27 protein-coding genes, 2 tRNA genes and 2 pseudogenes are annotated in these 26,544 nt (G+C 61.7%); 15 read left to right on the forward strand and 16 right to left on the reverse strand.

Annotated features, from left to right (window positions below; genetic code table 11):
• Positions 1-457: 457 nt before the first annotated feature.
• A pseudogene (locus IPI71_02145) lies at positions 458-976 on the forward strand (PKD domain-containing protein).
• Positions 977-1,845: 869 nt separating this feature from the next.
• On the opposite strand, the gene IPI71_02150 reads toward IPI71_02145, so the two are convergent.
• Entirely contained in the window at positions 1,846-3,618 is a 1,773-nt protein-coding gene (locus IPI71_02150; GenBank protein QQR71346.1) for a ribosome biogenesis/translation initiation ATPase RLI, read from the reverse strand.
• Positions 3,619-3,625: 7 nt separating this feature from the next.
• A complete protein-coding gene (locus tag IPI71_02155; protein QQR71347.1) occupies positions 3,626-3,985 on the reverse strand; it encodes a hypothetical protein in 360 nt (119 codons plus the stop codon).
• Positions 3,986-4,044: 59 nt separating this feature from the next.
• On the opposite strand from IPI71_02155, the gene IPI71_02160 reads away from it, so the two are divergent.
• The 3 genes from IPI71_02160 to IPI71_02170 are packed head-to-tail and all read left to right on the forward strand — an operon-like array spanning position 4,045 to position 7,162.
• On the forward strand, positions 4,045-5,937 hold the full coding sequence (locus IPI71_02160; protein ID QQR71348.1) for an NFACT family protein: 1,893 nt from the start codon (positions 4,045-4,047) through the stop codon (positions 5,935-5,937).
• Entirely contained in the window at positions 5,934-6,959 is a 1,026-nt protein-coding gene (locus IPI71_02165; protein QQR71349.1) for an mRNA surveillance protein pelota, read from the forward strand. The genes IPI71_02160 and IPI71_02165 overlap by 4 nt, the downstream gene beginning before the upstream one ends.
• A 53-nt stretch (positions 6,960-7,012) precedes the next feature.
• A complete protein-coding gene (locus tag IPI71_02170) occupies positions 7,013-7,162 on the forward strand; it encodes a DNA helicase PriA (GenBank protein ID QQR71350.1) in 150 nt (49 codons plus the stop codon).
• A gap of 4 nt (positions 7,163-7,166) precedes the next feature.
• On the opposite strand, the gene IPI71_02175 is transcribed toward IPI71_02170, so the two are convergent.
• A complete protein-coding gene (locus IPI71_02175) occupies positions 7,167-7,433 on the reverse strand; it encodes a DUF1922 domain-containing protein (GenBank protein QQR71351.1) in 267 nt (88 codons plus the stop codon).
• A gap of 113 nt (positions 7,434-7,546) precedes the next feature.
• On the opposite strand from IPI71_02175, the gene IPI71_02180 reads away from it, so the two are divergent.
• Entirely contained in the window at positions 7,547-8,293 is a 747-nt protein-coding gene (locus IPI71_02180) for a coenzyme F420-0:L-glutamate ligase (protein ID QQR71352.1), read from the forward strand.
• A 56-nt stretch (positions 8,294-8,349) separates the two neighbouring features.
• Here the strand turns inward: IPI71_02180 and IPI71_02185 are convergent, their stop codons facing one another.
• Positions 8,350-8,508, reverse strand: a complete 159-nt coding sequence (locus IPI71_02185) for a preprotein translocase subunit Sec61beta (GenBank protein ID QQR71353.1) — start codon at positions 8,506-8,508, stop codon at positions 8,350-8,352.
• Between the two features lie 49 nt (positions 8,509-8,557).
• On the opposite strand from IPI71_02185, the gene IPI71_02190 reads away from it, so the two are divergent.
• The 6 genes and pseudogenes from IPI71_02190 to IPI71_02215 all read left to right on the forward strand — a co-directional run bounded on the left by IPI71_02190 (position 8,558) and on the right by IPI71_02215 (position 14,660).
• Positions 8,558-9,598 carry an amidohydrolase family protein gene (locus IPI71_02190; protein QQR71354.1) on the forward strand — a complete coding sequence of 347 codons (1,041 nt, stop codon included), beginning with the start codon at positions 8,558-8,560 and terminating at the stop codon, positions 9,596-9,598.
• 36 nt (positions 9,599-9,634) lie between these two features.
• The gene (locus IPI71_02195; protein ID QQR71355.1) at positions 9,635-10,072 is read left to right on the forward strand and encodes a universal stress protein; all 438 of its coding nucleotides are present in this window, start codon (positions 9,635-9,637) and stop codon (positions 10,070-10,072) included.
• Positions 10,069-10,917 (forward strand): CBS domain-containing protein, encoded by an 849-nt coding sequence (locus IPI71_02200; protein ID QQR71356.1) that lies wholly within the window; start codon positions 10,069-10,071, stop codon positions 10,915-10,917. Before IPI71_02195 ends, IPI71_02200 begins: the two co-directional genes overlap by 4 nt.
• Positions 10,918-11,004: 87 nt before the next feature.
• Positions 11,005-11,648, forward strand: a pseudogene (gene psmB / locus IPI71_02205) (archaeal proteasome endopeptidase complex subunit beta).
• A gap of 22 nt (positions 11,649-11,670) precedes the next feature.
• Positions 11,671-13,560 carry a beta-CASP ribonuclease aCPSF1 gene (locus IPI71_02210; GenBank protein QQR71357.1) on the forward strand — a complete coding sequence of 630 codons (1,890 nt, stop codon included), beginning with the start codon at positions 11,671-11,673 and terminating at the stop codon, positions 13,558-13,560.
• Positions 13,557-14,660, forward strand: coding sequence for an MFS transporter (locus IPI71_02215; protein QQR71358.1), 1,104 nt, complete (start codon positions 13,557-13,559; stop codon positions 14,658-14,660). Before IPI71_02210 ends, IPI71_02215 begins: the two co-directional genes overlap by 4 nt.
• 94 nt (positions 14,661-14,754) lie before the next feature.
• On the opposite strand, the gene ruvB is transcribed toward IPI71_02215, so the two are convergent.
• The 5 genes from ruvB to ppk1 form a co-directional block, all read right to left on the reverse strand.
• A complete protein-coding gene (gene ruvB, locus IPI71_02220) occupies positions 14,755-15,747 on the reverse strand; it encodes a Holliday junction branch migration DNA helicase RuvB (GenBank protein QQR71359.1) in 993 nt (330 codons plus the stop codon).
• 1 nt (position 15,748) lies between these two features.
• Positions 15,749-16,345 carry a Holliday junction branch migration protein RuvA gene (gene ruvA / locus IPI71_02225; GenBank protein ID QQR71360.1) on the reverse strand — a complete coding sequence of 199 codons (597 nt, stop codon included), beginning with the start codon at positions 16,343-16,345 and terminating at the stop codon, positions 15,749-15,751.
• Entirely contained in the window at positions 16,342-16,821 is a 480-nt protein-coding gene (ruvC, locus tag IPI71_02230) for a crossover junction endodeoxyribonuclease RuvC (GenBank protein ID QQR71907.1), read from the reverse strand. Before ruvC ends, ruvA begins: the two co-directional genes overlap by 4 nt.
• Before the next feature lie 139 nt (positions 16,822-16,960).
• Positions 16,961-18,013, reverse strand: a complete 1,053-nt coding sequence (locus IPI71_02235; GenBank protein ID QQR71361.1) for a CHAD domain-containing protein — start codon at positions 18,011-18,013, stop codon at positions 16,961-16,963.
• The gene (ppk1, locus tag IPI71_02240; GenBank protein ID QQR71362.1) at positions 17,952-20,105 is read right to left on the reverse strand and encodes a polyphosphate kinase 1; all 2,154 of its coding nucleotides are present in this window, start codon (positions 20,103-20,105) and stop codon (positions 17,952-17,954) included. Before ppk1 ends, IPI71_02235 begins: the two co-directional genes overlap by 62 nt.
• Before the next feature lie 127 nt (positions 20,106-20,232).
• On the opposite strand from ppk1, the gene IPI71_02245 reads away from it, so the two are divergent.
• Entirely contained in the window at positions 20,233-20,655 is a 423-nt protein-coding gene (locus tag IPI71_02245; protein QQR71363.1) for a hypothetical protein, read from the forward strand.
• Positions 20,656-20,663: 8 nt separating this feature from the next.
• Here IPI71_02245 and IPI71_02250 read toward each other — a convergent pair whose 3' ends face one another.
• From IPI71_02250 to IPI71_02260, 3 genes are read right to left on the reverse strand one after another with little or no spacing between them, the layout of a single operon-like run.
• Positions 20,664-21,149 (reverse strand): hypothetical protein, encoded by a 486-nt coding sequence (locus tag IPI71_02250; GenBank protein QQR71364.1) that lies wholly within the window; start codon positions 21,147-21,149, stop codon positions 20,664-20,666.
• Positions 21,142-22,161: an AmmeMemoRadiSam system radical SAM enzyme gene (gene amrS, locus IPI71_02255; GenBank protein ID QQR71365.1), complete on the reverse strand. Its 1,020-nt coding sequence runs from the start codon at positions 22,159-22,161 to the stop codon at positions 21,142-21,144. Before amrS ends, IPI71_02250 begins: the two co-directional genes overlap by 8 nt.
• Before the next feature lie 48 nt (positions 22,162-22,209).
• Positions 22,210-22,365: a transposase gene (locus IPI71_02260; protein ID QQR71366.1), complete on the reverse strand. Its 156-nt coding sequence runs from the start codon at positions 22,363-22,365 to the stop codon at positions 22,210-22,212.
• 43 nt (positions 22,366-22,408) lie between these two features.
• Between IPI71_02260 and pyrH the strand changes: the two genes are divergently transcribed.
• From pyrH to nth, 3 genes are all read left to right on the forward strand, one after another.
• The gene (pyrH, locus tag IPI71_02265) at positions 22,409-23,116 is read left to right on the forward strand and encodes a UMP kinase (GenBank protein ID QQR71367.1); all 708 of its coding nucleotides are present in this window, start codon (positions 22,409-22,411) and stop codon (positions 23,114-23,116) included.
• Between the two features lie 46 nt (positions 23,117-23,162).
• Positions 23,163-23,237, forward strand: a tRNA-Pro gene (locus IPI71_02270).
• A gap of 7 nt (positions 23,238-23,244) precedes the next feature.
• Positions 23,245-23,907, forward strand: a complete 663-nt coding sequence (gene nth / locus IPI71_02275; protein ID QQR71368.1) for an endonuclease III — start codon at positions 23,245-23,247, stop codon at positions 23,905-23,907.
• 45 nt (positions 23,908-23,952) lie between these two features.
• Here nth and IPI71_02280 read toward each other — a convergent pair whose 3' ends face one another.
• From IPI71_02280 to IPI71_02295, 4 genes are all read right to left on the reverse strand, one after another.
• The gene (locus tag IPI71_02280; GenBank protein QQR71369.1) at positions 23,953-25,134 is read right to left on the reverse strand and encodes an inorganic phosphate transporter; all 1,182 of its coding nucleotides are present in this window, start codon (positions 25,132-25,134) and stop codon (positions 23,953-23,955) included.
• A gap of 6 nt (positions 25,135-25,140) precedes the next feature.
• Positions 25,141-25,770, reverse strand: coding sequence for a DUF47 domain-containing protein (locus tag IPI71_02285; GenBank protein QQR71370.1), 630 nt, complete (start codon positions 25,768-25,770; stop codon positions 25,141-25,143).
• A 72-nt stretch (positions 25,771-25,842) separates the two neighbouring features.
• Positions 25,843-25,914 (reverse strand) — tRNA-Ala (locus IPI71_02290).
• A 215-nt stretch (positions 25,915-26,129) separates the two neighbouring features.
• The gene (locus tag IPI71_02295; protein QQR71371.1) at positions 26,130-26,342 is read right to left on the reverse strand and encodes a hypothetical protein; all 213 of its coding nucleotides are present in this window, start codon (positions 26,340-26,342) and stop codon (positions 26,130-26,132) included.
• Positions 26,343-26,544: the final 202 nt, after the last annotated feature.

Here is a 26,544-nt window from a genome sequence, read left to right on the forward strand (position 1 = left end):
CACTACAGTATCCCCTGGCACTTATGGAGGCCCCGGCCCCTTCGATAGCCGGCTGATGGTCCAGGTCGGTTCCCAGGAGTACAACGACTGTGTCGCCCGCGGCTGTTCGCTCCAGGTTGAATTTTATATCAACGGAGTGAAAGCCCAGGTGTATGATGTGACGGCGGGAAGTGGATGGTCAGGTTCGTACACCTTCCAGCCTGAAACGAGCACCCGTCTGAACCTCAACACCGGGACGCTCCCCGGGCCGACATCATCTCCACAACCGACACCTGCGACCACCCAAACACCGGTCCCTACAGCGTCCCCCGTACCGACCACCAGGCCACCCACTGCTGTCCCGACCCAGACCGTGACCGCCAGGCCACCCACTGCCGTTCCGACCCAGACCGTAACCGCCCGCCCGACCTCGTTGCCACACCGCCCCCACGAGTTCTACGGGACCGTGACCATCGGGATGAGCACCCCTGCACCCGCGGGGACATCCATCGAGGCACGGGCAGCCGGCATCGTCCAGGGTCCGGGTAACCCCATTACTGTCACGAACCCTGGCCTTTACGGTGGAACCGGGGCCTATGACCAGAGACTGGTGGTGCAGGGCTACCTGGATCACAATACCCCCATCGAGTTCTATGTAAGCGGGGCACGGGCAGAAGTGAGTGCGGGCCAGGAATGGACATCGACCTTCCCCTTCTCAGCCGGCAGTCTCACGGAACTGCATCTCCGGGCGAACCTGACCGCTCCGGTCGCTGACTTCAGCGCCTATCCGTCCGCCGGCTATGAACTCCTGGACGTCCAGTTCACCGATCTCTCCACCGGACCACCCGAAACATGGCACTGGGAATTTGGAGACGGACAGACCTCGAACCTCCAGAACCCGGTTCACAAGTATAACAACGGGAAGTACACCGTCACCCTTACCGTCACCAATGTGCTTGGGGAGAGTTCCAAGACCAGGGAACAGTACATCACCGTCCACCGCCAGGGCAGTGCGGGTGGTGGTGGAGGAGGTGGAGGTGGAGGTGGAGGTGGCTTCTACGCCATCGGCAGCCCCACCCCGACCGTGACCCCCACCCCGACCGTGACCCCCACCCCGACTGTGACCCCCACCCCGGTCATCACGGCAGGAAACCTCCCGCTGAACTCGGACCTCGCCCTCTCCCAGTCGGTCACCATCGCCTCCCCGGACAACACCGGTATAATCGCGATGCTGGCAGGAGTCAGGCCGACCACGTCACTCGGGGAACCGCTCCTTTCCCTCTCGATCAAAAGGATACCTGACTCCGGGGTCCCACCGGTCGCGGCCGGCGCAGAATACTCCTATGCCGGGTACGCCTACGAGATAGAACCGAGCGGCGCATCCTTCGATCCCTATATCACCCTGACCATCATGGTCTCGGGAGAAGACTGGGCAGGGATCAAGGACCGGCACCTCTTCCTCAAGTGGTACAACCCGGCCACCTCAGCATGGGAAGACATTCCGGCAACGGTCGACCCGGGCGCACGCGCGGTGAGTGCCAAGATCACCCATACCAGCATCTTTGCCCTCTTTGCCGAGAGACCACCGACAACCACGCCGACCACCGCCCCGATCCCTGTCCAACCAACCGGAGGGACCCCCTCCTATCTCTGGATCATCGTTGTCGTGGCAATCATCATCGTGGGAGTCATCGTCGCCATCGTCCTTAAAAGGCGCATGGATCAGGAGGAGATGTCCGAAGAAGAGTGGAAGATCGAGTAGGGGACCAATAACCCTTTTTTTTAATGTCTGAGGCATTTCATCTTTTTTTTATGCATCAGGCTATTGTTTGACCTGCCACCATGCCGGAAGTCATCCAGGGGCCTTTATCCGGAATCCTCGGTGTAATAATAAAACTCGCCGCTCGCCTTCTGGTCGCGGTCGAGGTAGGACCCTGGCTTGTTGATCCGCGGCCTCCCGCTCCGGTCCCTCCGGAAGGTGACTCCCAGCCGGGAGAGGAACCGGTTCATGCCCTCACGCATCCCGAAGGGGCCGGTCGCTTCACCTGTGATACCCGGTTCACCGTCAAATACAAGGACCCGCTCGCTGATCATGTCGATGAGGTAGATGTCGTGGTCGATGACGAGGATTGCCGCTTCCCGGCCATCGGCATGGTGCCGGAACATCCTGGTTATCCGGACCCGCTGCTCTACGTCCAGGTGGGCGCTCGGCTCGTCCAGGATGTAGAGGTCGGCATCGCGGGACAGGCAGGCAGCGATGGCCACCCGCTGGAGCTCTCCCCCCGAGAGGGTATCGATCGGGGACTGGAGGAGAGGGGCCAGGAAAAGCGGCTCGATGATGTCGTGCTGGTACACCGGGGTGTCAAAGATCCGGGTATTCTGCCGCAGGAAAAATTCAACGGTATCGGATGAGGTGGCCTTGAGGTACTGGGGCTTGTAGGAGACCCGGGCCTTCAACTCGACCGGGCCTCCGTCCGGCTCTTCAACGCCGGCGAGCAGCCGTGCAAAGGTGCTCTTCCCTATCCCGTTTGCCCCGACCAGGCCGAGCACTTCCCCGGCCCGGATATCCCCGGCCCCGACCCTGAGGTGGAACCGGTCATACCTCTTCTCCATCTTCGGGAACTCGAGGAGGGTTTCCCGTCGTGCCTGCTTCTCGTGGGCGCGTTTCTCAAAAACCACCGGGTATTCCCGGAACCTGACGTTCTCTTCCGGGAGGTAGCCTTCCAGGTACTGGTTGATCCCCACCCTGACCCCCTTGGGCTGGGTGATAACCCCGAACACCGCCGGTTTTCCGTATGCAACATGCACCGTGTCTGCCAGCATGTCGAGGATCGCCAGGTCATGTTCAACGATGACGATCGGGCGCGACGCTGCAAGGTTCCGGATGAGCTGTGCCGCTGCCATCCGCTGGTAGATATCGAGAAACGGCGTTATCTCATCGAGGAAATAGAAATCGGCATCGCGGGCAAGGCAGGCGGCGATGGCCACCCGCTGGAGCTCTCCCCCCGAGAGGGTCGCGATATCTGAACCGAGGACCGGTCCGAGACCGAGGGCGGCAATGTAGTCCCCAAGCCTGCCCCGTTCGTCTGTGGATGCGAGGAGCTCGCCCGGGGTTCCTGAAAAGACCCGCGGGATGTAATCGATGTACTGGGGCTTGACCGCCACCTTCAGCTTTTTGGTCGAGATGGTAAGCAGGTACTCGAAGAGCTCGGTCCCGGCATACTGCCTGAGCACCTCTTCCCACCCGGCCGTGCGTTCAAACATCCCGAGGTTCGGGGTCATCTGGCCGGACAGGATCTTGACCGCCGTGCTCTTCCCGATCCCGTTCGCCCCGAGGATGCCGGTCACCTTCCCCTCGACCGGGATCGGAAGGCCGTACAGGGCAAACCCGTTCACCCCGTACCGGTGGGTCGGCTGCTCGAGCTCTTCAGGAAGGCTGACGATATCGATTGCCTCAAACGGGCATTTCTTGATACATATCCCGCACCCGACACAGAGCTCCTCGGATATCACCGCTTTTCCGTCCTCGCCGATAACAACCGTCTCGTCCCCGGTCCGCACCCTGGGACAGTAGAGGATGCACTCGGTACCGCATTTCCGCGGGTGGCACCGATCCTTGTGGACGACCGCTATCCGCATGCTGGGATCACGACAATGTGCCGGTCAGGAGGAGCGTCCAGGTTATGAACCAGAAGGCAAAGGTCATGAACCCCTGGTAGAACCAGTCCTTTTTCCCAAGCGATGCCGGCCCAAGACGCATGGCCTGGAAGATATGCCGCTGGACCACCACCCCTGCAACCATGATGACCAGGGCGAGGAGGGTATGGCTCTGTAACCCGAGGGTGTTGGCAGGGTCGATTGCCAGGAAGGATATTGTCCCGGTCACGATCCCCATCACACAGGCAACCAGGGACCGCTGGATCCGCTGGAGGTGCTCCGCGCTCTTCTCTTCAGGAGTTTTCCTGCCCGTAATGACCGGTTTATCCTCCATCTCTTCGGCACTCATCACGACACCTAGTAGTCCTATTTTTAGGTCGTTGCCTCATATCTAATTTGGTATCCCCCATGGCAACACGCGAGGGTATGAGCGGGATCGATCTCCGGGCGGTGGTTACGGAGTGGGCCGGTCTCCTTCCGCTCTGGATCGCCAAGGTTTACCTGGTCCCTCCCGGCTTCCTCGTGTTCCGTCTCCATGGCCGGGAACGTGCCCGGTTCTTCCTGCTCATCGAGAGCGGGAAGCGTGCCCACCTCACGAGCGCCCTCCCCCACCCCCCGAAATTTCCACCGCCGTTTGCCATGCTCCTGCGCAAGCATATCTCGGGCGGAAGGGTCCTCTCCATCAAGCAGCACGGCATCCAGCGGATCGTTACCTTCGATATCGGGAAGCGCGGGACCGAGTACCACCTCGTTGTCGAACTCTACGATGAAGGAAACGTGGTACTCTGCGACCAGCACTACACCATCATCCAGCCGATGCGCCCCCAGCGGTTCCGGGAACGGGACGTGGTGGCCGGCGTGCCGTACGTCTTTCCGCCCCCGGACCCTTCCACTTTTTCGCCCGAAGAGTTCAGCCGGTACCTCCTGGAAGAAGACCGGGACCTGGTCAGGGCCCTTGCCGTGGGGGTCATGCTGGGCGGAGCGTATGCCGAAGAGCTATGCAGGAGGGCCGGGATCGACAAGACCATCCCGGCACGGGAGGCGGATGCCGGTGTCCTGTACCGGGAACTCCACCGGCTTATCCGTGAAGCGGAACAGGAGATTGCCCCGCTCAGGCAGGGGAATGCAGTCCTGCCCGCAGGGGGAAAAGCCCCTGCCGCGGCAGAGGGGATCCCGGCGTTCAACCTGGCGCTGGACCGGTTCTATCCGCCTGTCCCGGCACCGGAGACGGCTGCGGTGAAGGTCGCAGAGAAACAGGGCAGGCAAGAGCGTATCCGCGCCCGGCAGGCCGAACTGCTCGCCCGGTACGAGGGCCGGGTTGCCCGGAACGAGAGGATCGTGGAACTGATGTACGGGTCGTACCCCCTCCTCCAGGACATCATCAACACGCTGGAGAGGGCCAGCAGTACAAAGTCGTGGCAGGAGATCGCGCAAATCCTTTCCGCCCAGCATTCCGGCCCGGCAACAAGGATCCTCTCCGTCAACCCTGCAGAAGCGTCGGTGGACGTTGATATCGGGGAGCGGGTCACCCTTTTTGTCCGTGAAGGCCTCGAGGCAAGCATCGGACGCTACTATGATGCGAACAGGAAACTTAAGAAGAAGATTGCCGGGGCCCGGGCGGCAATGGAGCGGCCGGTGGTCGCGGAAGCCAAGAAGAAGACGGTCCAGGCCCCGGTCATGAAGCGACGGTGGTACCACCGCTTCCGCTGGTTTTCAACAAGCGACGGGGTGCTGGTTCTCGGCGGGAAAGATGCCTCCCAGAACGAGGAGCTGGTCAGGAAGTACATGGAAGGAGGGGATCTTTTTGTCCATGCCGACGTCCATGGCGCAAGCGTGGTGATCGTGAAGGGGGCGACCGGGCGGATGGACGAAGTGGCGCAGTTTGCCGCCTCGTACTCGGGCGCATGGCGGAGCGGCCATTTTTCCGCGGATGTGTATGCGGTCAGGCCTGCCCAGGTGAGCAAAACTCCGGAGTCCGGGGAGTACATCGGCCGGGGCTCGTTCGTGGTGAGGGGGGAACGGGACTACTACCGGGACGTCCCGCTTGCCGTTGCCATCGGACTGCAGCGTGAGCCCGAGATCGCGGTGATCGGGGGGCCTCCCTCCGCGGTATCGGCCAGGACAGACCTCTTCGTCACCCTCAGGCCCGGCACGTTCGAGCCCAATGATATCGCAAGAAAGCTGTTGCGGGTCCTGCGGGACCGGCTCGGAGATGAGGCGAAGGGGCTGAAGGGCGTGCTCTCGGCAGAATCGATCGCTGCGTTCGTCCCGCCGGGCGGGTCCGATATGGTGGAGAGATGAAAGCCGAAACGGGAGAACTCCAGAGGTCGTTTGGGGAGATACGGCTCTTTCCCGAGAGCCTTGACGACCTCTGGCACCTCTCCCACCTGGTTGGTCCCGGCGACCTGGTCTTTGCCACCACCCTGCGGTCGGTCGAGACGCCCCCAGACCGCATACGGCCTGAAAAGGCCGAGAAACGACCGGTACGTCTCGGGATACGTGTCGGCAAGGTCGAGTTCCACAAGTTCGCCAACCGGCTCCGCATCCACGGGGTGATCGAACAGGGCCCCGAGACCGGCGCACACCATACCCTGAACATCGAGCCGGGGTACGAGATCTCGGTTATCAAGCGTTGGCGGCAGGTCGAGCTCGAACGGGTCGACCGGGCAGTGAGGACTTCGATATACGAAGCGGTCCACATCCTGGCCATCGAGGAGGGGGATGCAGAACTCTTCAGGATCCGCCAGTTCGGACCCGAAGGGGTCCTTTCCTGCACGGCAGGGAGCGGAAAGGAGTCGGGCCTGGGCACCCGCCAGGATTTCTTTGCCCGGGTGGCCTCCCACCTCTCATCGATAACGGGCCCCCTGGTGGTCGCCGGGCCGGGATTTGTCAAGGAGGACTTCATGAGGTACCTACAGTCGATGCTCCCCGGGGTGGCAGCCCGCTGCATCGTGGTAGAGACCCGGAGGATCGGATCGGGAGCAGTCCAGGAGGTCATCGGCCAGGGTGTCCTGGAGAGGATCCACGAGGACCTGCAGCTTGGCAACGAGGTCAGAACGATAAACGAACTGCTCGGACGGATCGGCAAAGGTCTCCCGGCTGCGTACGGGAGGGCCGAAGTGCAACGGGCAGTCGATTACGGGGCCTGTGAACGGCTCCTGGTGCTCGATTCCCTTCTCAGGGACGAAGGGATCGTTCACCTGATCGACCGGGCCGAGCTGATGAATGCTGCAATCGTGGTCTTCTCTTCCGAGTTCGAACCGGGAAAGCAACTGGAAGGCCTGGGCGGGATTGCCGCCCTGCTGCGGTATGCCGTGGAATGACCACCCGCGGAGAGGCGAACCTATTTAACAGAGGAACCTCCACGGGAGATCAGATGCTCCGGCACACCTGCGGGTACGAACTCGATATCCTGTGCAGGAACTGCGGAAAACCGGTGGAGTACCGGGCCCGGCAGGGACTCATCTGCCCGAACTGCGGACGGGTGGTGACCCTGGTCTGCCCGGGATGCGGAAAACGGTGGTAGTTCCCTAGACCCGGCTCCTCAGCCACTCTGCGTACTGGTGGCGCAGCGCGGATATTTCTTCGGGAGAGAGGTCTTTTTTACGGCGGGTATCAAGGTGGGCCTGGAGCTGCCGGATGATGGTTTCTGCCATGGTGAACTCCTCGACTTCGAGATACACCGGAGATCCGGTGACATTGATGGTCTCCCCGCAATTGGGGCAGAGTTTCCACTGCTGGAACCGGTCGACATATGTGAAAGCCCTGCATCCGCCACAGCGGATGATGAGGTACATCCTAACCGGGTATTACCGTGCTGGGAGGATATATATTGCGCCCCATGCCGGCCCTTGAGACCCTCCCGGATAGACACCCGCTTTATCATTAACCGCGACCCAAGAGAGAACATATGCGAGAAAAACCGATTACCGCCGTCGGGGTCCGCGGGCTCCCGCTCATCAGAAAGGGCGATGATCTCTGCGCCCTGATCTCAGAGCGGGTAGTCCTCGCAGACCGGGATATTGTCTGTATCGCTTCTTCCGTTTATTCAAAAGCGAAAGGCTATACCCGGTCCCTGTCAGACATCGTCCCGGGTGAGCGGGCCTCCAGGATAGCAGGCGGGACAAAGGAAGACCCCAGGTTTATCCAGGCGGTCCTCGACTCCTCCCGGGATGTCATCCTCGAATATCCCTTCGTGCTCTGCGAGCTTCCCTGCGGCCATGTCGGTGTGCGGGCCGGGGTCGACCAGAGCAATATCGAAGACGGCCAGATCATCCTCCTGCCCCCTGACCCGATGGCTGCGGCAGCCGAGCTCCGGGAAGGATTCCGTGCACGGACCGGGAAGGACGTGCGGGTGATCGTGACCGATACCTGCGGCCGGTCATTCCGAAGGGGTCAGACCGGGCATGCGATAGGGTGGAGCGGCATGCCGGCCATCCGCGATTTCCGGGGGGACCGCGACCTGTTCGGGCACGAGCTGAAGATCACCGAGGAAGCGGTCGCCGATGAGATCGCCGGGTTTGCAAATTTCGTGATGGGGGAAAGCGACAACGCGGTCCCGGTCGTGGTTTTCCACAACTGTCCGGACTGGGACGGCCACGATACCATCTACTTCACCCCGGAAGAGGACATCATCAGGAAACGGCTGAAAGAATAGTGATGCCGCAAAAGACCTGGTCCCGCTCAAAAAAAAGGGTGGTCCGGCCGGGGTGATCAGAATAGGAAGTTGAGGACGATGACGAGGACTGACAGTGCAATGGCAACCGCGATCACCGTGTACGGGTTGATGTGGATGGCCCGCTTGTCCTCGCTCTCGTAGTAGTTGACCAGGCCGGCAGACGATATCAGCCTGCCGCCAGATTTCTTTGCCATACCAGATTATTTCTCCTTTTCAACCTATATAAAAACGGTGACAGGACCCATGGGTGCGGGGGATCTCGTTGTAGAGGGCCGGGCACTCCTCTACGAGGAACTGCTGGCCAGGGATGTAACCATCGTGGTGGAACGGGGACGTATCCACCGCATCGAGGAGACCTCGGGCAGCCCGGCAGCATGGATATGCCCGGCCCTATTCAATGCCCATACCCATGTAGGGGACAGCGTGGCCATGGACATCCCGGTTTCTGGAGACCTCGAAGAGACCGTCACTCCACCGCACGGACTGAAGCACCGGATCCTTGCTGCAACACCGGAAAATGACCTGGTCGCGGCGATGCGCGCCACCATCGGGGCCATGTACCAGTACGGGACCGCAGGGTTCGCCGATTTCCGGGAAGGAGGGGTGGCCGGGGTGGAGGCGCTCGGGCGTGCCGGGGAGGGGTTGCCGTGCCGGCCCCTCATCCTTGGCAGGGATGGCGGAGAACTGGCAGGCGACGGTGCCGGGATAAGCAGTGTGCGCGATGTCCCGTCTCTTGACGAGGTGGTGTCGCGGGCCAGGAATGCCGGGAAGCTGGTCGCGTTCCATGCCGGCGAACGGGATCGCTTCGATATCGATGCGGCACTCTCGTACGAGCCCGATCTCATGGTCCACTGCACGCATGCCACGGGGAAGCACCTGCAGCGGTGTGCCGACGAGGCGATCCCGGTCGCGGTCTGCGCGCGTTCGAACTGGCTGTTCGGGGTGACCGGGAGCGCGCACAGACCCCCGGTACTGGAGATGCTTCGCCGGGGAGTACCGCTCCTGGTCGGGACCGACAACTGCATGACCGTGCAGCCCGATCCCTGGAGGGAGATGTCGTTTCTCACCACCGTGTACCGTGTGTCCCCGGAAGAGGTGCTCCGGGCCGCCGTTGCCGGTTCGGCCCTTGCCGGCAGACCATACTTCATCCGGGAGAAGTCTCCCGCAAATTTCCTGGTGATCGCACCGGGGGATTCCAACCTCTGGCTCTCCCGCGATCCGGTCAGGACACTGGCCAGCAGGGCCGGGGCGTGCAATATCCTCAAAAGAGTTATTAATTCATGAAATTACATTAATAGAAAAGCTCTTTTGGGGGTACCCATGTTCCAACACATACTGGTAGCAATAGACGGATCAAAGATCAGTGACCAGGCGCTGGGGGCGGCAATCGAAGAAGCGCGGATATGGAAAGGATCCCTGCACGCGATCTATGTTGTGGAGACCGGTCTCTTCTCATCACTGCCTATGGACAGCACGTGGGAGATCATGTACAGCATACTCGAGCAGGAAGGAACCCGTGCCCTTGAAGCAGCCCGCGAGATGGCTGAAAAAAAGGGTGTCAGGATCGAGACCTCCATCCGGCAGGGGCATGCCGGCAACGAGATCGTGAAGGCTGCCGGTGAGATCGGCGCAGACCTCGTGGTTGTGGGATCGCATGGAAAGAGCGAGGTTGACCGGCTCCTGCTCGGGAGCGTCAGTTCGTTCGTGGTCGCGAACTGTCCTAGAACGGTCATGGTGGTAAGACCCTCACAGAAATGAACGTTGCAGACTTTATGACCAGTGAGGTTGTCCGGGTCGAGATACCCGGGAACCGCGACGACGTGCTGAAGATACTGAAACGGACCGGCATCAGCGGAGTCCCGGTGCTGAAGGGCGGCAAACTGGTGGGGATCATCACCCGGAAAGACCTCCTCCGGAAGTCCGATGAGACCCAGCTCGGCCTGCTGATGACCAGCAACCCGGTCACCGTGCGTCCCGATGCCCCGGTCCAGGAAGCAGCACGCCTCATGATCGATTACAATGTCAGGAGACTCCCGGTCGTTGATGGCGAGGAGCTCGTAGGCCTCATCTCGGTCGCCAACCTCATCCATGCCCTCTCCCAGATGCGGATCAGGGAAGAGATCAAGGACAGCTACGTCTCGCAGACCTATGCCCTCTGGGAAGAGACCCCGCTCCCGCTCGTCGCCCGGATCATGGAGATATCGGGGTTCGAGGCTATCCCCATCCTCGATGCAGAGAGCAGGCTGCAGGGCATCATCTCCGAACGGGACCTGATCCGCCATTCGTCCATCGAGGACATGGTCGAGATCAGCGATTTCTCGAACGGGACCGATGATGACGAATGGACATGGGAGAGCATCCGCGACATGCACACCATCTCGTACGGCATCTCCCGCATCCAGTTGCCGGAGCGCCCGGTCAAGTCAGCGATGATCACCAATGTCATCTCCGTCCCCCTGAATGCCGAGGTGAGCGAGTGCGCACTGAAGATGAAGCGCGGACGCGTTGACCAGTTGCCCGTGGTGAACGGTGACAAGAAACTGGTGGCCATGCTCTTTGACCGCGACCTGATCGCCGCGCTCTGCCAACACCCGGAACAATAAAAACCTTTAAATTTTCTTATGACGTGTATTGTGGTGAAGCGCTTTTGAGAAGTTTTCCCAGCGTTTTCTGTATTTTGGGGTGTATATATGATTGAAGGAGCCCAGGAACCCCTGAAGGGGACGACCACCGTGGGACTGGTCTTTGAAGATGGTGTTGTCCTCGCCACCGAGCTACGGGCCACGATGGGGTATTTGATTGCCAGCAAGAAAGCCAAGAAAGTATACCGGATCGCTGACCGCATCGGTATGACCACCGCCGGCGGCGTCGGCGATGCCCAGCAGATGGCACGGCTCATGACCGTCGAGTGCAGCCTCTATAATATCCGGCGCGGGCGGCCGATGTCGGTTGTAGCGGCATCCACCCTGCTCTCCAATATCCTGAACAACAACCGTGTCTTCCCGTTCTACGTCCAGCTCCTTGTCGGCGGGGTCGATGAATCCGGGCCATCCATCTTCTCGGTTGATGCACTCGGGGGGCAACCAGGGAAGAGGAGAGCGTGGCGACGGGGTCAGGCTCGCCCATGGCCTACGGAGTGCTCGAGGACCGGTACCGGAAAGGGATGCCACGGGACGAGGCGGTGGCACTCGCCATACGGGCAGTGCGGGCGGCAATGAAAAGGGACGCCGGTTCAGGCGAAGGTATCCATGTCGTGGTGATAACCAGGGACGAGTACCTGGAGATCACCGACGAGGAGATCGAAAAGAAGTACGCTCTTGCCACGACCTCATAACACTCTTTTTAGGAATGATCTGATGCTTATTGAAGAACGGTTGAAAGAACTCAAGGACAAGATCAACGAGAAGGTGCCATCCGGCATCACCGTATCCGAAGTGGAATTTGAAGGCCCCGAGCTCGTAATCTACACCGATGATCCGAAGCGGTTCGCCGATGAAGCGGACCTCATCAGGATCCTAGCCCGGGACCTCAGGAAACGGATCGTGGTCCGGCCAAACGTGCTCGAAGACCCCGAACGGGCGGTGACCGAGATACGGGCTGTCGTGCCGGAAAGTGCCGGGATAACGGATATCTTTTTTGACGCAGACACCGGCGAAGTCCTGATCGAGGCCGAAAAGCCCGGGGTGGTCATCGGCAAGAACGGGGCAACCCTGCGCGAGATCACCCGGCATATCGGCTGGACCCCCAAGGTGGTCCGGACCCCGCCCATCGAGAGCTCGACGGTGAAACAGATACGCCAGTACCTGCGCTCGGTGAACGAGGAGCGGAAGGCGTTTTTGCGGACCATCGGGAGGAGGATCCACCGGGATGTCATGAGCAGGGACCAGTGGGTCAGGGTGACCATGCTCGGGTGCTGCCGTGAAGTGGGCAGGGCGGCGTTCCTGCTCAGTACCCCTGAGAGCAGGGTGCTGATCGATTGCGGAGAGAAACCGGACAACAGCAACAACACCCCGTACCTCTACGTGCCCGAGATCCACCCTCTCTCCCAGCTGGATGCCGTGGTGCTGACCCACGCCCACCTCGACCACTGCGCCCTGGTGCCCCTGCTCTTCAAGTACGGGTATGACGGCCCGGTCTACAATACCCCGCCTACCCGGGACCTCTCTGCCATGCTCCAGCTCGATTATCTCGACGTGGTATCCAAGGAAGACCGTAAAATTCCCTACAGCTCAAACGAGGTAAAAAGCTACATCAGGCATTCCATCGTGCTCAACTACGGGAGTGTCACCGATATCGCGCCCGATATCAAGCTCACGTTCCACAATGCCGGGCACATCCTGGGATCGGCAATCGCCCACTTCCATATCGGCGACGGGCTCTACAATATCGCCTTTACCGGGGACTTCAACTACAGCAAGAGCAGGCTTTTTAATCCTGCAACCAACCAGTTCCCCCGCCTGGAGGCCCTTTTCATGGAGAGCACGTACGGCGGCAGCGGTGATATCCAGCCCCCCCGGGCCGATGCCGAAGAAAAGCTCTACGAGACGGTGAATACGACCATCGGGAGGGGCGGCAAGGTCATCATCCCCGCATTTGCCGTCGGCCGATCCCAGGAAGTCATGCTCGCCCTCGAGGAGGGTATCCGGAAGGAAAAGATCCCGAAGGTGAAGATCGCCCTCGACGGGATGATACGCGAGGCAACGGCCATCCACACCACGTACCCCGAGTACCTGAACAGCGATCTCCGCAACCAGATCTTCAAGGAAGGCCTTAACCCCTTCCTTGCAGACTGCTTTGTCGCGGTCGACTCGACCGACCTCCGGGAGCGGATTATAAACGGCGACCCCTGTGTCATCATCACCACGAGCGGCATGCTTAACGGCGGGCCGGTCATGGAATATCTCGGCAACCTGGCGCAGGACGAGCGAAACACCCTCGTCTTCGTCGGCTACCAGGCTGAGGGAACACTGGGCCGCAGGATCCAGAAAGGGTGGCGGGAGGTACCGATCGGGCGGCGGGAGACCATCCTGATCAACCTGGAGATCGTTACCATCGACGGCTTCTCGGGCCACTCCGACCGGCGCCAGCTGATCAACTACGTCGGGCATGTCCAGCCGAAACCCGAGAAGATCTTCACCATCCACGGCGACGAGAACAACACCATCGATCTCGCAAGCTCGCTCTACAAGCGCTACCACATCGAGACCCATTCACCGATGAACCTTGAAACCTACCGGATGATATGAGAGCACGTATCTCTCTGTGCCTGGGCGTTTTCTCGGTGATGGCCCTCTCAAACGCCATCGTCCCCATCCTTGCAGGGTTCGGTGACGGCACCTTCAGCCAGGGAGCGATCTATTCCGCCTACTTCTTCGGGGCATTCCTGCTGGTGCTCCCATCGGGATTCTTTGCCGACCGCATCGGGGAAATCCCCCTTGTCCGGGCCGGGCTTCTCCTCACCCTCCTCTCAGGTCTCCTCATCGCTGCGGTCCCTTCCACGCCCCTCCTCATCTTTTTCCGCCTTCTCGAGGGCATAGGCGCCGGCCTGTTCGTCCCGTCAGCCCTCTCCCTGATCAATGCCCGCCCGGACCACGAGGCGGGGAGCGGCACGTTCATGGCCATGCTCAACATCGGCCTGGTGGCGGGCCTGATCGGGGGAGGGTGGCTGGTCGAGGTATCGGGTGCGCTGATGTCCGGCATCCTGCTCTTCACCGCTTCGGCCGCCATCCCGGCAGTGGCCAGCGTGTTCCTCGCACCCGGGCCGGGGCGCGCTCTCCCTCCCGAGACGGTGAGCGAGACCCTGCAGCGGCTCGTGCGGGTGGCCGGGGATTATTTCTGGCTGTGGTTCTCGGCCGTTATCATGCTCGGGACGACAGGGGCACTCACCGTGCTGTATCCCGAGTTCTCCAGCCTGTCACCGGGCGTCCTCGGGATGACTGTCGCCGCCATGAGCATCTCGACTGCCATTACTGTGGTGATCGTCTCCCGTATCCACCTCCCGCCGATCCCGGCCCTCAGGGTTGCAGCGGTAGGGATGGCTGGTGCGGTGATGCTCGTGTTCCTCACACCGCTCTCTTTTATCCTGGTGGGAGCCCTTGCCGGGGTGGTGATGATCGCCCAGCTGGCATTCCTCGCAACGTCAGAGGCTCGCCAGGGAGTGGTGATGGGGCTCTTCAATGCAGCGAGCTATGGCGGGATGAGCATCATGCCCTTCATCGCCGGTTTCATTGCCGAGTTCTCGTCGTTTTTCCTGGCGTTCCTGGTGGTCGCCTGCCTTGGGCTGGTGGTGGCGGTGACCGTTGGCCGGGGACGGGCCGCCGAAAGGGGCTGGCAGCCCGGGGGATAATGTTCCTGTCTTCCCGCCCCGGGCTTTTGAATAACAGGATGCCGGGGACGGGCCGGGCCGTGTAAATGCCTGGCCGAACAGCTCTCTTCCTTTGTCACCACCACGAGGGCCGGATGTACCCCTTTGCCGCGGGCGTCGCCTCCCTCCCCTGCGGCGTCCGCTTGATCAGGCCGGTCTGGATGAGGTAGGGTTCGTACACCTCCTCGATAGTCCGTGGATCCTCGCCGATCGAGATGGCAATGGTCTTCAGCCCGACAGGGCCCCCCCCGAAGTCGTCGACGATCACGGACAGGATTTTCCGGTCCATGTCATCGAGGCCGAGTCGGTCAACGCCGAGCAGGGTCAGTGCCTGGTCCGCAACCGTGCCGCTGACGCACCCGTCACCGCGGACCAGGGCATAGTCTCCCACCCTGCGCAGCAGGCGGTTGGCAATCCTCGGGGTGCCCCGGCTCCTCCCGGCAATCTCCGCGCACCCATCGGGGGTGATGGGGATGCCAAGCACGCCCGCGCTGCGCCGTACGATCCGGGTCAGCTCCTCCGGGGAATAGAGGTTGAGCCGGAAGACCATCCCGAAACGGTCGCGGAAGGGTGAAGAGAGGAGGCCCACCCGGGTGGTGGCCCCGACCAGCGTGAATGGAGAGAGATCGATCTTGATGGCCCGGGCGCTCGGCCCCTCGCCGATCATCACATCTATGGCATAATCCTCCATGGCCGGGTAGAGGATCTCCTCCACGATGGTGGGGAGCCGGTGGATCTCATCGATAAAGAGGATGTCCCCTTCTCCGAGGAGGGTGAGTATGGCGGCAAGATCGCCCGCCTTCTCGAGGACCGGCCCGCTGGTACACTGGATATTGCTTCCCAGCTCCCGGGAGATGATGTGGGCAAGCGTGGTCTTGCCCAGACCCGGAGGCCCGGAAAAGAGGACATGGTCGAGCGGCGAATTCCGCATCCTGGCCGCATCGATGGCGATGGCAAGCGCCTCCCTGATCGCGTCCTGCCCGATGAAGTCCGGGAGGCGGCCCGGCCGGATCCCCGGCTCTTCGACCTCGCCTTCCCGGAGCGCTGGGGAGACGATGCCCTCCTCCATGCTACTGCTCCCTGAGGACGGCCAGCGCGGCCTTGACTGCTTCAGCAACCTTCGGGGATGGGTCAGCTGCCAGCGCCTGGTCGACGGCTGCCCTCGATTCGCGCTCCGCAAAGCCGAGTGCCACCAGCGCGCTCACCGCATCACGCCGGACCGGGTCGGTCCCGGCCGGCGCGGTACCCTCGAACTCCACCGCTTTCTTCCGGAGCTTGTCCTTCAGCTCGAGGATGAGGCGCCTGGCGTTCTTCTGGCCGATCCCCGATATCCTGGTGAGCACCTTCTCATCTTCATCAAGGATTGCAGCGGCAAACTCCGGGATACTGATCTGGGAGAGGACCGAAAGGGCAAGGGTCGGGCCAACCCTGGTGACGCCGATCAGCATGCGGAACATCGAAAGACCGGCCGGGTGGAGGAACCCGTACAGCACCAGTTCGTCCTCCCTGACCACGAGAAGGGTATACGCACGGACCTTCCGGGGAGCCCCGGCCAGCAGGCGGAGATCCGGGCCGGTCATCCTCACCTCGAACCCGATCCCGCCGGTCTCGATGATCGCCGAGCCCTCGCCGGTGGATACGACCTCCCCGAAAAGCTGCGCGATCATGGAGACCTCATGACATGGATATGGCAGAGGGCGACGGAGAGGCCGTCGGCGACATCGTCGGGTCTCGGTATTGCCGGGAGATCCAGCAACCGCCGGATCATCTCCTGCATCTGTCTTTTGTCGGCCTTCCCGGACCCGGTAATCGCCTGCTTGACCTGGTTTGGGGTATATTCAGCCACCGGGACCCCGTTCTGGCAGGCAGCGAGGAGGATGACCCCCCGCACTTCGGAGACATTCATGGCCGAGGTGACGTTCCGGGAGAAGAAGAGCTTCTCCATGGCCAGCCAGGCCGGCCGGTAGTGCCGGATGAGGTCGGATATGCCACGGTAGATCTCTTCCAGGCGCTCCGGGGTTCCTTTCTCCCGGCCCGAGGTACGGATGCAGTCATAGCAGACCGCCCGCGATCGCCCGTTCTCCACCTCGAGTATCCCGTACCCGACAATGGCCAGGCCGGGGTCTATTCCGAGCACAATCATGGCGCTGTTCCCGCGAAACCAGGCTGTTCCAGGGAACTGGTTTGTTTTTGAAGAGAGATATCCTTTTGCCAGGGACAGAACGGGCAGGGGGCCCAGGTGTGCTCCCGTCTCCAGGCCTGCCCGGAAGCGCTCTCCCGGGTCACCTGCCAGGCATTTCCGGCAGGTGCCGGACCGCCTCCTCCAGCGTTTCGAAGAACCGGTCATCCTTCAGGCGGTCCCACATCTCTACGAACACCCGGTATAACCGGTCACGTTCCCGGGCCCGGTCTTCCAGGAGGGCCGGGATCGCGGCAGGATCTCTTACTGGGATGCTGGGGTCCCCGGCAGGTCCCGGTTCCTGGGAAGGCATGAACGCAGGGAGGTACCCGATCCACACATCGCAATCGTGCACCTGGCCAAGGACGTCCTGGATCGCACGGATCCTGCGGATGGCCGTCTTGAGTGCCCCGCCGGAGAGACGGTTGAAAATCTCGAGGGTGTACCGGAGCCGTTTTGCAGCAATCCTCATCTCGTGGTGGCGGGTGACGGCGTCCGGGTCATATACCGCCGGGTCATACGCCAGGAGACCGGCAGCACGGGAGGAGATGGTCTTCTGCGCCTTCCGGGCAAGTTTCCCGGGCTTATCCCGGCCCCTGGTGCCGGGCCGGGGATTGGCCAGCGCCATGCCAAACCCATGGAGGGCCCCGCCCTCCCCCAGCGATACCGCCACAGCCTCGACTGCTGGCTGGACGCTCCTTCGTTTCTGCCGCAGGTCCCGGAGCAGGGCCGCGATGTCCGGGGGGCAGGCTCCCGGTGCCGGCCTTCCGCCCTCCGGGCAGTCATACCCGTGCCTGCCGAGATACTCCCCGATAAATGCAACCTGGACATCGAGGTCCCGGGCCTCGCCAAGCGAGGCGGTGATGGATTTTATCTCCTCTTGCCACAACCGGTATTTTTTCCGGGGAAAGCAGGACTTGAAGACCGGCATCGCTGCCCGGAGCCTCCGGGAGGCGACCCGCATCCGGTGGACATGCTCGGGATCGTCTCCGGTCCTCGCCCCTTCCGCCTCCCTGACCAGTGCCTGCCACGATTCCCTGATGTACTGCAGCCCATACAGGCAGGTCGTGGCCGCCTGGTCCTGCGATCCCCGGTCAGCGGGCGGCCTGGCCATGCTGCCATGCCCCCCGGTGCCGGACGCACCATTCCTGTGCATTCACCACCGGCACCCCCTCTTCCCGGATCGCCCGCCGGTATGTCCCGTCCGGTAGCATCACCCGCAGCTTCACGTTGTCGCTGAGGTGTATGGGGATGACCAGGTCGCGGAGACCGGAACAGATGCCCGGATCGGATACCGGGAAGAGGATCTCCACCCGCCGGTCAAGGTTCCGCGGCATGAGATCGGCGCTCCCGATGAGGAATTCCTCGTTGCCACCGTTCCGGAAGTAGTACACACGGCTGTGTTCGAGGAACCTGCCGACGATCGATGTAACGGTGATGTTCTCCGATATCCCCGCGACTCCCGGCCGGAGGCAGCAGATCCCACGGACCTGGAGGTCGACTTTCACACCGGCCCGGGATGCGCGGTACAGGGCGGTGATGCACTCCCGGTCGACCAGGGCATTCAGCTTGAAGATGATCCGGCCGTCTCCCGACTCGCTGTGCCGCACGATCTCGCGATCGATCCGGGAGAGGATCCCGGACCTGATCCCGGCCGGCGCGGCCAGGAGCTTTCGAAACGATGATATCCGTGCACAACCGGTGAGTGAATTGAAGAGGTCGGCCGCATCGGCACCGGTCTGAGGGTCGGCGGTAAAATAGCCGAGATCGGTGTAGACCCGGCTGGTCTGCACGTTGTAGTTGCCGGTGCTCATGTGGACATAGGTCCGGATCCCGTCCTTCTCCCTCCTGACCACCATGCAGATCTTGGCATGGACCTTGAGCCCGGGCAGGCCGTAGACTACGTGGACTCCCGCCCGCTCCAGCGCCCGTGCCCAGGTTATGTTGTTCTCCTCGTCGAACCTGGCCTTGAGCTCGATCACGGCGGCAACGGCTTTGCGGTTCTCGCGGGCCTCGAGGAGCGCATCGATGACCGGCGAGTCCTTCCCTACCCGGTAGAGCGTGATCTTGATGGCCAGGACTTCCGGGTCACGCGCTGCCTGCCGGAGGAAATCGATGACCGGCATGAAGCTTTCGTACGGATGAAAGAGCAGGAGGTCCCGCTCCCTGATGGCAGGATACAGGCCGTTGTGCTCCTCCACGACGGCAGGAACCGATGGGATGAACGGGGTGTCCTTCAAGTCAGGCCGGTCGAGCGACGAGAAGAAGGAGAGATCCGCCAGGCCGAGCGGGGGCTTTAACCGGTAGAATGTCGAGCTGGGGAGACCGAGTTTCTTCCCGATCAGGTCGCAAACCGGACCGGGCATACCGTCAGCAACCTCGACCCGCACCGGTGATCCCGTCCGCCGCTGCTCTACGCTCTCTTCAACGGCAGTGAGGAGGTCTCCTGCCTCGTCCTCTTCTATCTCGAAATCCGCGTCACGGGTGACGCGGAACGGGTATGCTTCGGCAACCTCGAAACCCGGGAAGAGCGTGTCCAGGTGCGAAGCGATCAGGTCCTCGAGGAAGACCAGGCAGGTCTCCCCCGTGCCCCTGGTCGTTCCCGGTTCCCCGGAGGGGACCACGATCAGCCTTGGAAAGAGACTGGTCGGCACCTTGAGACGGGCGAAATGCTCCTCTCCCGAACCGGGATCCTTCACGGTAACCGCAAGGTTGAGGGAGAGGTTGGAAATGAACGGGAACGGGTGGGAGGTGTCAAAGGCCAGCGGGGTGAGGACCGGGTAGATCCCGGCCATGAACATATCGCCTAGGGCTGCCCGCTGCCCGGGATCGAGGGAGTTGCAGGAGAGCACCCGGATCCCGCGGGCGGCAAGCGCTGGCATGATATCCTGGTGCCAGACCCCGGTCTGGCGGTGGAGGAGGGGGCCGAGGGCCCGGTGGATCTCGGCAAGCTGCCGTGCCGGGCCCATGCCGTCGGGAGGGGCCTCCCGGACCCCACGTGCTGCCTGCCGCTGGAGACCTGAGACCCGGATCATGAAGAATTCATCCAGGTTGTTCGAGAAGATGGAAAGGAACTTCACCCGCTCAAGGAGCGGATGGCTCACGTCCATCGCCTCCTCGAGGACCCGGCTGTTGAAGGCGATCCAGCTCAGTTCGCGGTTGATGAAGAGCGATGGATGGTCAAGGGACGTGCATCCCGGCCAGTGCCCTGCAGTATCCCGGGGATCGCTCCCATTTTGTGCGTCCATTGTTCACCAGCCACCATACTATTGAAGATCCCGCCTAAAAACCCTGTGGTGCACCGCCGGGGATGAAATGAGGTAAACCAAACAGTTTTACCATCCGGCGTCAATCTCTTTCTTGCCGTGATTGACCATGGGATCCAATGACGACATCATGCACGGATTTGTAAGAAAGGAGCTCAGGAAACTCTATCCCAGCGTTGACGGATGGCAGATCAAGCCAGCGGCAAAGACAGTGGGAGCGAAGCAGGGATTCGTCGTATGGAGGCGGATCCTGGGGCGGACAGAAGGGGCCCACGTGCTGGTCTCCTTTGACCGGATCGTCGCTCCGGGGACCGGCGACATCCTCTCTGACATGAGCAGGACCGACCCGATACCAGCGCTGGCGAACCCGAAGAAGATCCTCGTTGTCCCCAGCGGCACGGATACCGCATCTGTTCCCCGCGAAGTCGAGATCCTGCCCATGCAGAATTTCGGATGGGAGGACAAGGAGCTGGTGTGGCTGAAACGCCGCGCCCAGATCAACGAGAAAGCCGCGGCAGCAAAGAGTTCCTAGGAACCGTATCAGAGACCTTCCCTTATTCTTTTTTCGAGATTTTCTCCGTGAGAACCCATCCAGTAGAGCTTCTTGCAGTTCCGGCACCAGAAGAACCGGAGACCGGTCCGGTTCCGCGGTGCATAGTCTGCACCGGCAATCTCGTTTTCTGTTGCCGGCCGGAGCTGCCGGTTGCAGAGCGAACAACGGGTCAGGCGGATCTCCGGGACGACCAGGCCGACCCTGGAAAGCTCCCTGACCTGGTCGAGGACATCGGCCCCCATGACCAGGAAGGCCCGGTCACCTCCCCGTTCCGCAAGGTCACGGTCCTTCGTGAGGAGGGTCCTCCCGGTCCGGCCGGCCAGCTCGAGGAGGAGGCTGTCCTCCTTCCGGTTCCCTTCCCGCAGGCTGTTTGCCGAGAGCGTATCGTATCCCATGAACCGGAGGTACCGGCAGAGCGTCCCGAGCATCCTGTCGGAGATGAAGGCCGGCCTCCGGCCAGGTTTCTCAGACATGGTCTACGATGGCGATCTCTGCCCCGCACGCGGTGCACCGGCGTCCGGCGAGGTTTCTTTTCACCGCGGAAAAACCCCGGCGTTCGATGAGGAGTGCCCCGCAGATCGGGCAGCAGGTGCTCTCGTAGCGGTGCATGAAGACGTTTCCCACGTAGGGATAGTGCAGCCCGTTCTCCTGCGCCTGCCGGCAGATCCGTTCCAGCGTGGCCACCGGGGTCGCTTCCCGGTCCCGCATCTGGTAGTCGGGGTGGAACCGGGTGAAGTGCACCGGCGTATCGGGCCCAAGATGCTCCACGACCCAGCGGATGAGCGCCCCGGTTTCCCCGGGGGAGTCGTTCAGACCGGGGATGACCAGGTTGACCACCTCAACGTGCATCCCGAGTTCCCTGGCAAGGGCGGTCGAGTCCAGCACCGGCTGGAGCTTTGCCCCGCAGACTTTTTTATAGAATTCCTCGGTGAAGGCCTTGATATCCACCCTGAATGCATCGAGAACGGGGGCGATCTCGCGCAGCGCTTCCTCGGTGATGTACCCGTTGGTGACATACACGGTGGCAAGCCCCTGCTTTTTTGCAAGCCTCCCCATGTCAAGGGCATACTCGTGCCATATGGTCGGTTCATTGTAGGTCCAGGAGATGCTGGCGCACGACCTCGCCAGTGCCCTCTGCACCCCTTCTTCCGGGGATATGTCGCGCAGCGTTATGCCGGTGAAATCCGCCCGCGATATCTGCCAGTTCTGGCAGTGCTCGCACCGGAAGTTGCAGCCGATACTCCCGATCGAGTAAGAGAGCGTTCCGGGGAGGAAGTGGTATAGTGGCTTTTTCTCGATAGGATCAACGGCTTCCGAACTCACCTTCCCGTAGGTCAGGGCGTACAGGGTCCCGTTCCGGTTCTCCCGGACACCGCAGATACCATGCTTTCCCTCCCGTATCGTGCAGCGATGATTGCAAAGCGAGCACACCACGGCCGTGTCTTCGCCGTGATGGTACTGCCGAGCCTCATGCAGATGCTCCATGAGGAGGGATGCGGGATAACCACCATAAACATGCCGGTTGCAGCCTGATCACGGTCCCCGTTGCCTGCCAGGCGAACGGTCTTCATCGACTTCCACGATGAACGCCCCAAAATACCCGCACTCCTTGCACCGGTAAAGCTCACCCATGCACCCGCCTGCAACCCTGTAGATCTCCCTGCTCCCGCAGGCCGGACACTGGAACATCGTCACAATAGGTATATGTAGCGTATCATGAAACATTGGGACGATGAAGAAGGTCGTCCTCTCACTGGGCGGGTCGGTCCTTGTCCCTACCCTCGAAGGTAACCGCGTTACCGCCTATGCCGGTGTTCTCTCCAGGATCTCCCGCCGGGTGAACCTGTTCGTGGTCGTCGGCGGCGGGGGAGAAGCCCGGCGCTACATCTCTGCGGCCAGGGAGATCGGGCTTGATGAAGCGCTGGCCGACGAGATCGGGATCCTGGTCACCCGCCTGAACGCCACCCTGCTCGCCGGTGCGCTCGGCGATGCTGCCGTGCCGGCAGTTGCCGCTTCCCAGACCGAGGCCTGTGCTGCTGCAGCGTCCGGAAAGATCGTTATCATGGGAGGCATCACCCCTGCACAGACGACCGATGCCGTGGCCGCGGTGCTTGCCGAACGGGTGGGCGCTGACCTCATCGTCAACCTGACCTCGGTAGACGGGATATACACCGCCGACCCGAAGACCGATCCCGCAGCCCGGAAACTCGATGTGATATCCGCTGACCGGTTGCTCGGGATCGTGGGAGGTGCATCCCCTGCAGCAGGTGCAAACATGGTGATAGACATGGTCGCTGCCAGGGTCGTGAAGCGAAGCGGCATACCCCTGCTGGTCATCGACGGGACAGACCCGCTGGCCCTCGAAGACGCGCTCCTTGCCGGGCGCCATTCCGGGAGCCTGGTCACGGCGACCGGGAAAAAGCCGGCCGGGCTTTTCTGAACCAAACCCTTTTTTCCCGGCCCGCCCAACATTCTTTCTCCCGTGCGGGGTAGTAGGGTAGCCTGGTCCATCCTAGAGCGTTTGGGACGCTTTGACGGCAGTTCGAATCTGCCCTACCCCATCCTCTCATGCACCGATCAAGAGCCCTTGCCCTGTTCCAGACCCTTTCCGAGCGGTACAGCGATCTTTCCGGCCGGCGTCACTTCATTCCCTTCTCCTCGCCCTACCAGGCACTGATCGGGACCATGCTCTCGGCCCAGACCACCGACCGGGCGGTGAACGGGATCGTGGAAGATCTCTTCACCGCGTACCCCACACCGGAGGCTATGGCAGGGGCCGTGCTGGACGACCTCGAAGGCCGGATCAGGACCATCGGCCTCTACCGCACCAAGGCACGGAACATCAGGGCAGCTGCAAGGAAACTGGTCGGGGAATATGGTGGAGAGGTGCCGGACAGCATGGACGAACTCCTCACGCTGCCCGGTGTCGGGAGAAAGACAGCGAACATCGTCCTCTCCCACGCCTTCGGTATCAACACCGGGATCGCGGTCGATACCCATGTTGCCCGGGTCTCCCGCCGCATCGGGTTTACCAGAGAGACCCGCGCCGAAAAGATCGAGCAGGATCTCATGGCCCTCTTTCCCCGGGAATGCTGGGGGGATATCAACGATGTCCTGATCCGGCACGGCCGGGCGGTCTGCAGGGCCCGGAAACCGCGGTGTTCCATATGCCCGGTCCGGGATGGCTGCCGTTTCTTCCGGGAGACCTTCCAGCCGCACCTGGCTGGCTGATGCGGTCTTTCGCATCTCCCCGTTCCGGCCACTGCCCCGCTGTCCTCACCCCTGCACGAACAGCCTGAAAAGATAGAAGGAGAAGAATGAAAAGGCGCATGTCAGGGGAATGGTGAGGATCCACGCGGCCACGATCCTTCGCACCACCCCCCACTGGACGGCTGAATATCCCCGGGATGCCCCGACACCCATGATCGCCCCGCTGATGGCATGGGTCGTGGATACCGGCACCCCGGAAGCGGTGACGAAGGCGAGCACGATCCCTCCGCCTGTCTCGGCGCAGAATCCCTGGTAGGGACGGAGCTTGGTGATCTTGGTGGCCATGGTCTCGACCACCCGCCACCCGCCGAGGAACGTCCCCAGGGCGATCGCTGAGCCCGAGATGATGACCACCCAGAGCGGCACAACGAACTCCGAGAGCAGCCCTCCGGCCACCAGGATGGCGGTGATGATCCCCATGGCGTTCTGGGCATCGTTGCTACCGTGGCCGATGCTGTAAAATGCCGCGGACAGGAGCTGGAGTTTCCGGAACAGGGAATTCATGGTCCTGCTGTTTTTATTCCGGAAGAGCCTGATGACCGCGCTCCCGATCAGGAAGGCGGTGATCAGCCCGATGACAGGGGCGACCACGATGAATACCAGGATGGCAAGAATCCCGCTGACCGGGAGAATCTTCATTACGGTGATGACCGGGATGCTGATGGCCATGCCGCAGAAGGCACCAAGCCCGGTGATGTGGACCAGGTCCTCTTCTCCTTTCAGGTACCCCAGGAGGGCAAGGATGATCCCCCCGGCAGCACCCCCGATCCCGGCGTAGACTACCAGCCTGGCGACCGTTCCTGCATCGGGCCAGAGGATGGCACCGAGCCCGGCAAACGCCGCTGCAGACCCGATCAGTCCGCCGACCAGCGCATGGCTTGCCGATATCGGGATGCCGGAGTAGGAAGAGATACTCACCCAGAGAATTGCCGATATGAGCCCGATCAGGATGACCTGGGTGGTCATGAACTCCGGGCTCACGATCCCCTTGCCGATGGTCATCGCCACCACGGTGGTAAACACGAGGGGGCCCACCATGTTGAAGCATGCTGCAAGGAGGACTGCCTGCAGGGGCGTGAGCACCCGGGTGGCGACCACGGTCGCTATCGAATTTGCGGCATCGTTGAGCCCGTTGACGAAATTGAAGAGCAGTGCGAGGATGATTCCCAGAATCAGTATAGGGTCCATGGGGTCTCACGAATGCCGGATGGCAATGTCGGAGAGGACGTTCGCCGCGTCCTCGCACTTGTCGGTGGCGATTTCGAGGTGCTGGTAGATGTCCTTGCCCTTGATGATGGCTATCGGGTCCTGGGTCTTGAAGATGTTGCTGATGGCATGGGCAAGGATATCGTCGGCAAGGTTCTCGAGCCGGTTCACCTCGATGCACCGGTGCTCGACCTGGTGCGGGTTTTTCATGGTGCGGATCCCCTTCACGGCGTCCTCCAGCTCGACCACCGAGAGCTGGATGATCTTTGCCAGCTCGACCATGTAGGCATCGGTTTCCGTGATCCCATAGGTGTACATGGTCTGGGCGGTCCCCTCGATGTAATCCAGGATGTCATCGAGAGCAGAGGCGAGTTTCGAGATCTCTTCGGGATCAAGCGGGGTGATGAACGTCCGGTTCAGGTTCTCGTAGATCTCGTGGGTGATCTTGTCCCCTTCATGCTCAAGCCGTTCGAGGTTATCGACCTTGGTTTTAACATCGGTGAAGTCGTCCACGAGATCGACGAGCCGGTACGACGCCAGCACCACGGTTGCCATCAGGCGGTCAAAAAGGTCGAAGAATATCTTGTCCTGTGGTATGAGCCACTCTTTGAGTCCCACGGGTGATCAACCGTTCTACGCCGGGAACTGGTAAAAAATCACCGGTTTGTGATTTTGGGAACCAGGGGATCATGGACCGAGCGGGAATTGAACCCGCGGCCTCTTCCATGCCAAGGAAGCGATCTTCCGCTGATCTATCGGCCCGCTCCCATAATCTAGGCGTCCATGAGATAAAGATGTATTCTCGTTTCCCCGGACCGGTCCGGTGTTCCTTCACGCGGGAGGAGGAGCTGCTAAGAACGCAGCCACCTGCTTTGCGCGCGCTCGGTATGGGCGGCGCGCTGCTGCACTAATCCCGTCATGGATATGAGTTGAGAAACGGGGGGGCCGCGCCATCGGAGCGGGGTGTGCCGCAGGCATCACCCGGCGCTCTCTGGCCCGGGAACTGCCACACCTGCTTCTTCCCGCTCTCCTTTCCGGCGTTTCACGGAGGATTTTTCGTCAATGGAGACGGTGTCCACGCCAAAATCTATCACCGGGCCGTTTGCGATTGGCCCAGCCGGCCCCGGAGGTGTCCACGGTGTCCCGGCACGCGGTGTGATGTCTTCCCGGGTGATCCTTCCCGGGAACACGATCCTGACACCGGGGTAACCACCGGCGTAAAGCTCCCAACGGACTTCTTTCGGGGATGGTTACGCATATTCCCGCGACTTGAACGGGGAGTGTCGAGCAGACCCCCTTGACGCACCGGGGGCACGTGCCGGTCAGCGGCTCCTGCTTCCCGTTGCACCACGTATCGCAGGGAGAAGATCCGAGCGATACCGGGATCTGCAA

Origin of the sequence: Methanolinea sp. (assembly GCA_016699325.1) — an archaeon.
Classification (GTDB): Archaea; Halobacteriota; Methanomicrobia; order Methanomicrobiales; family Methanospirillaceae; genus UBA9949.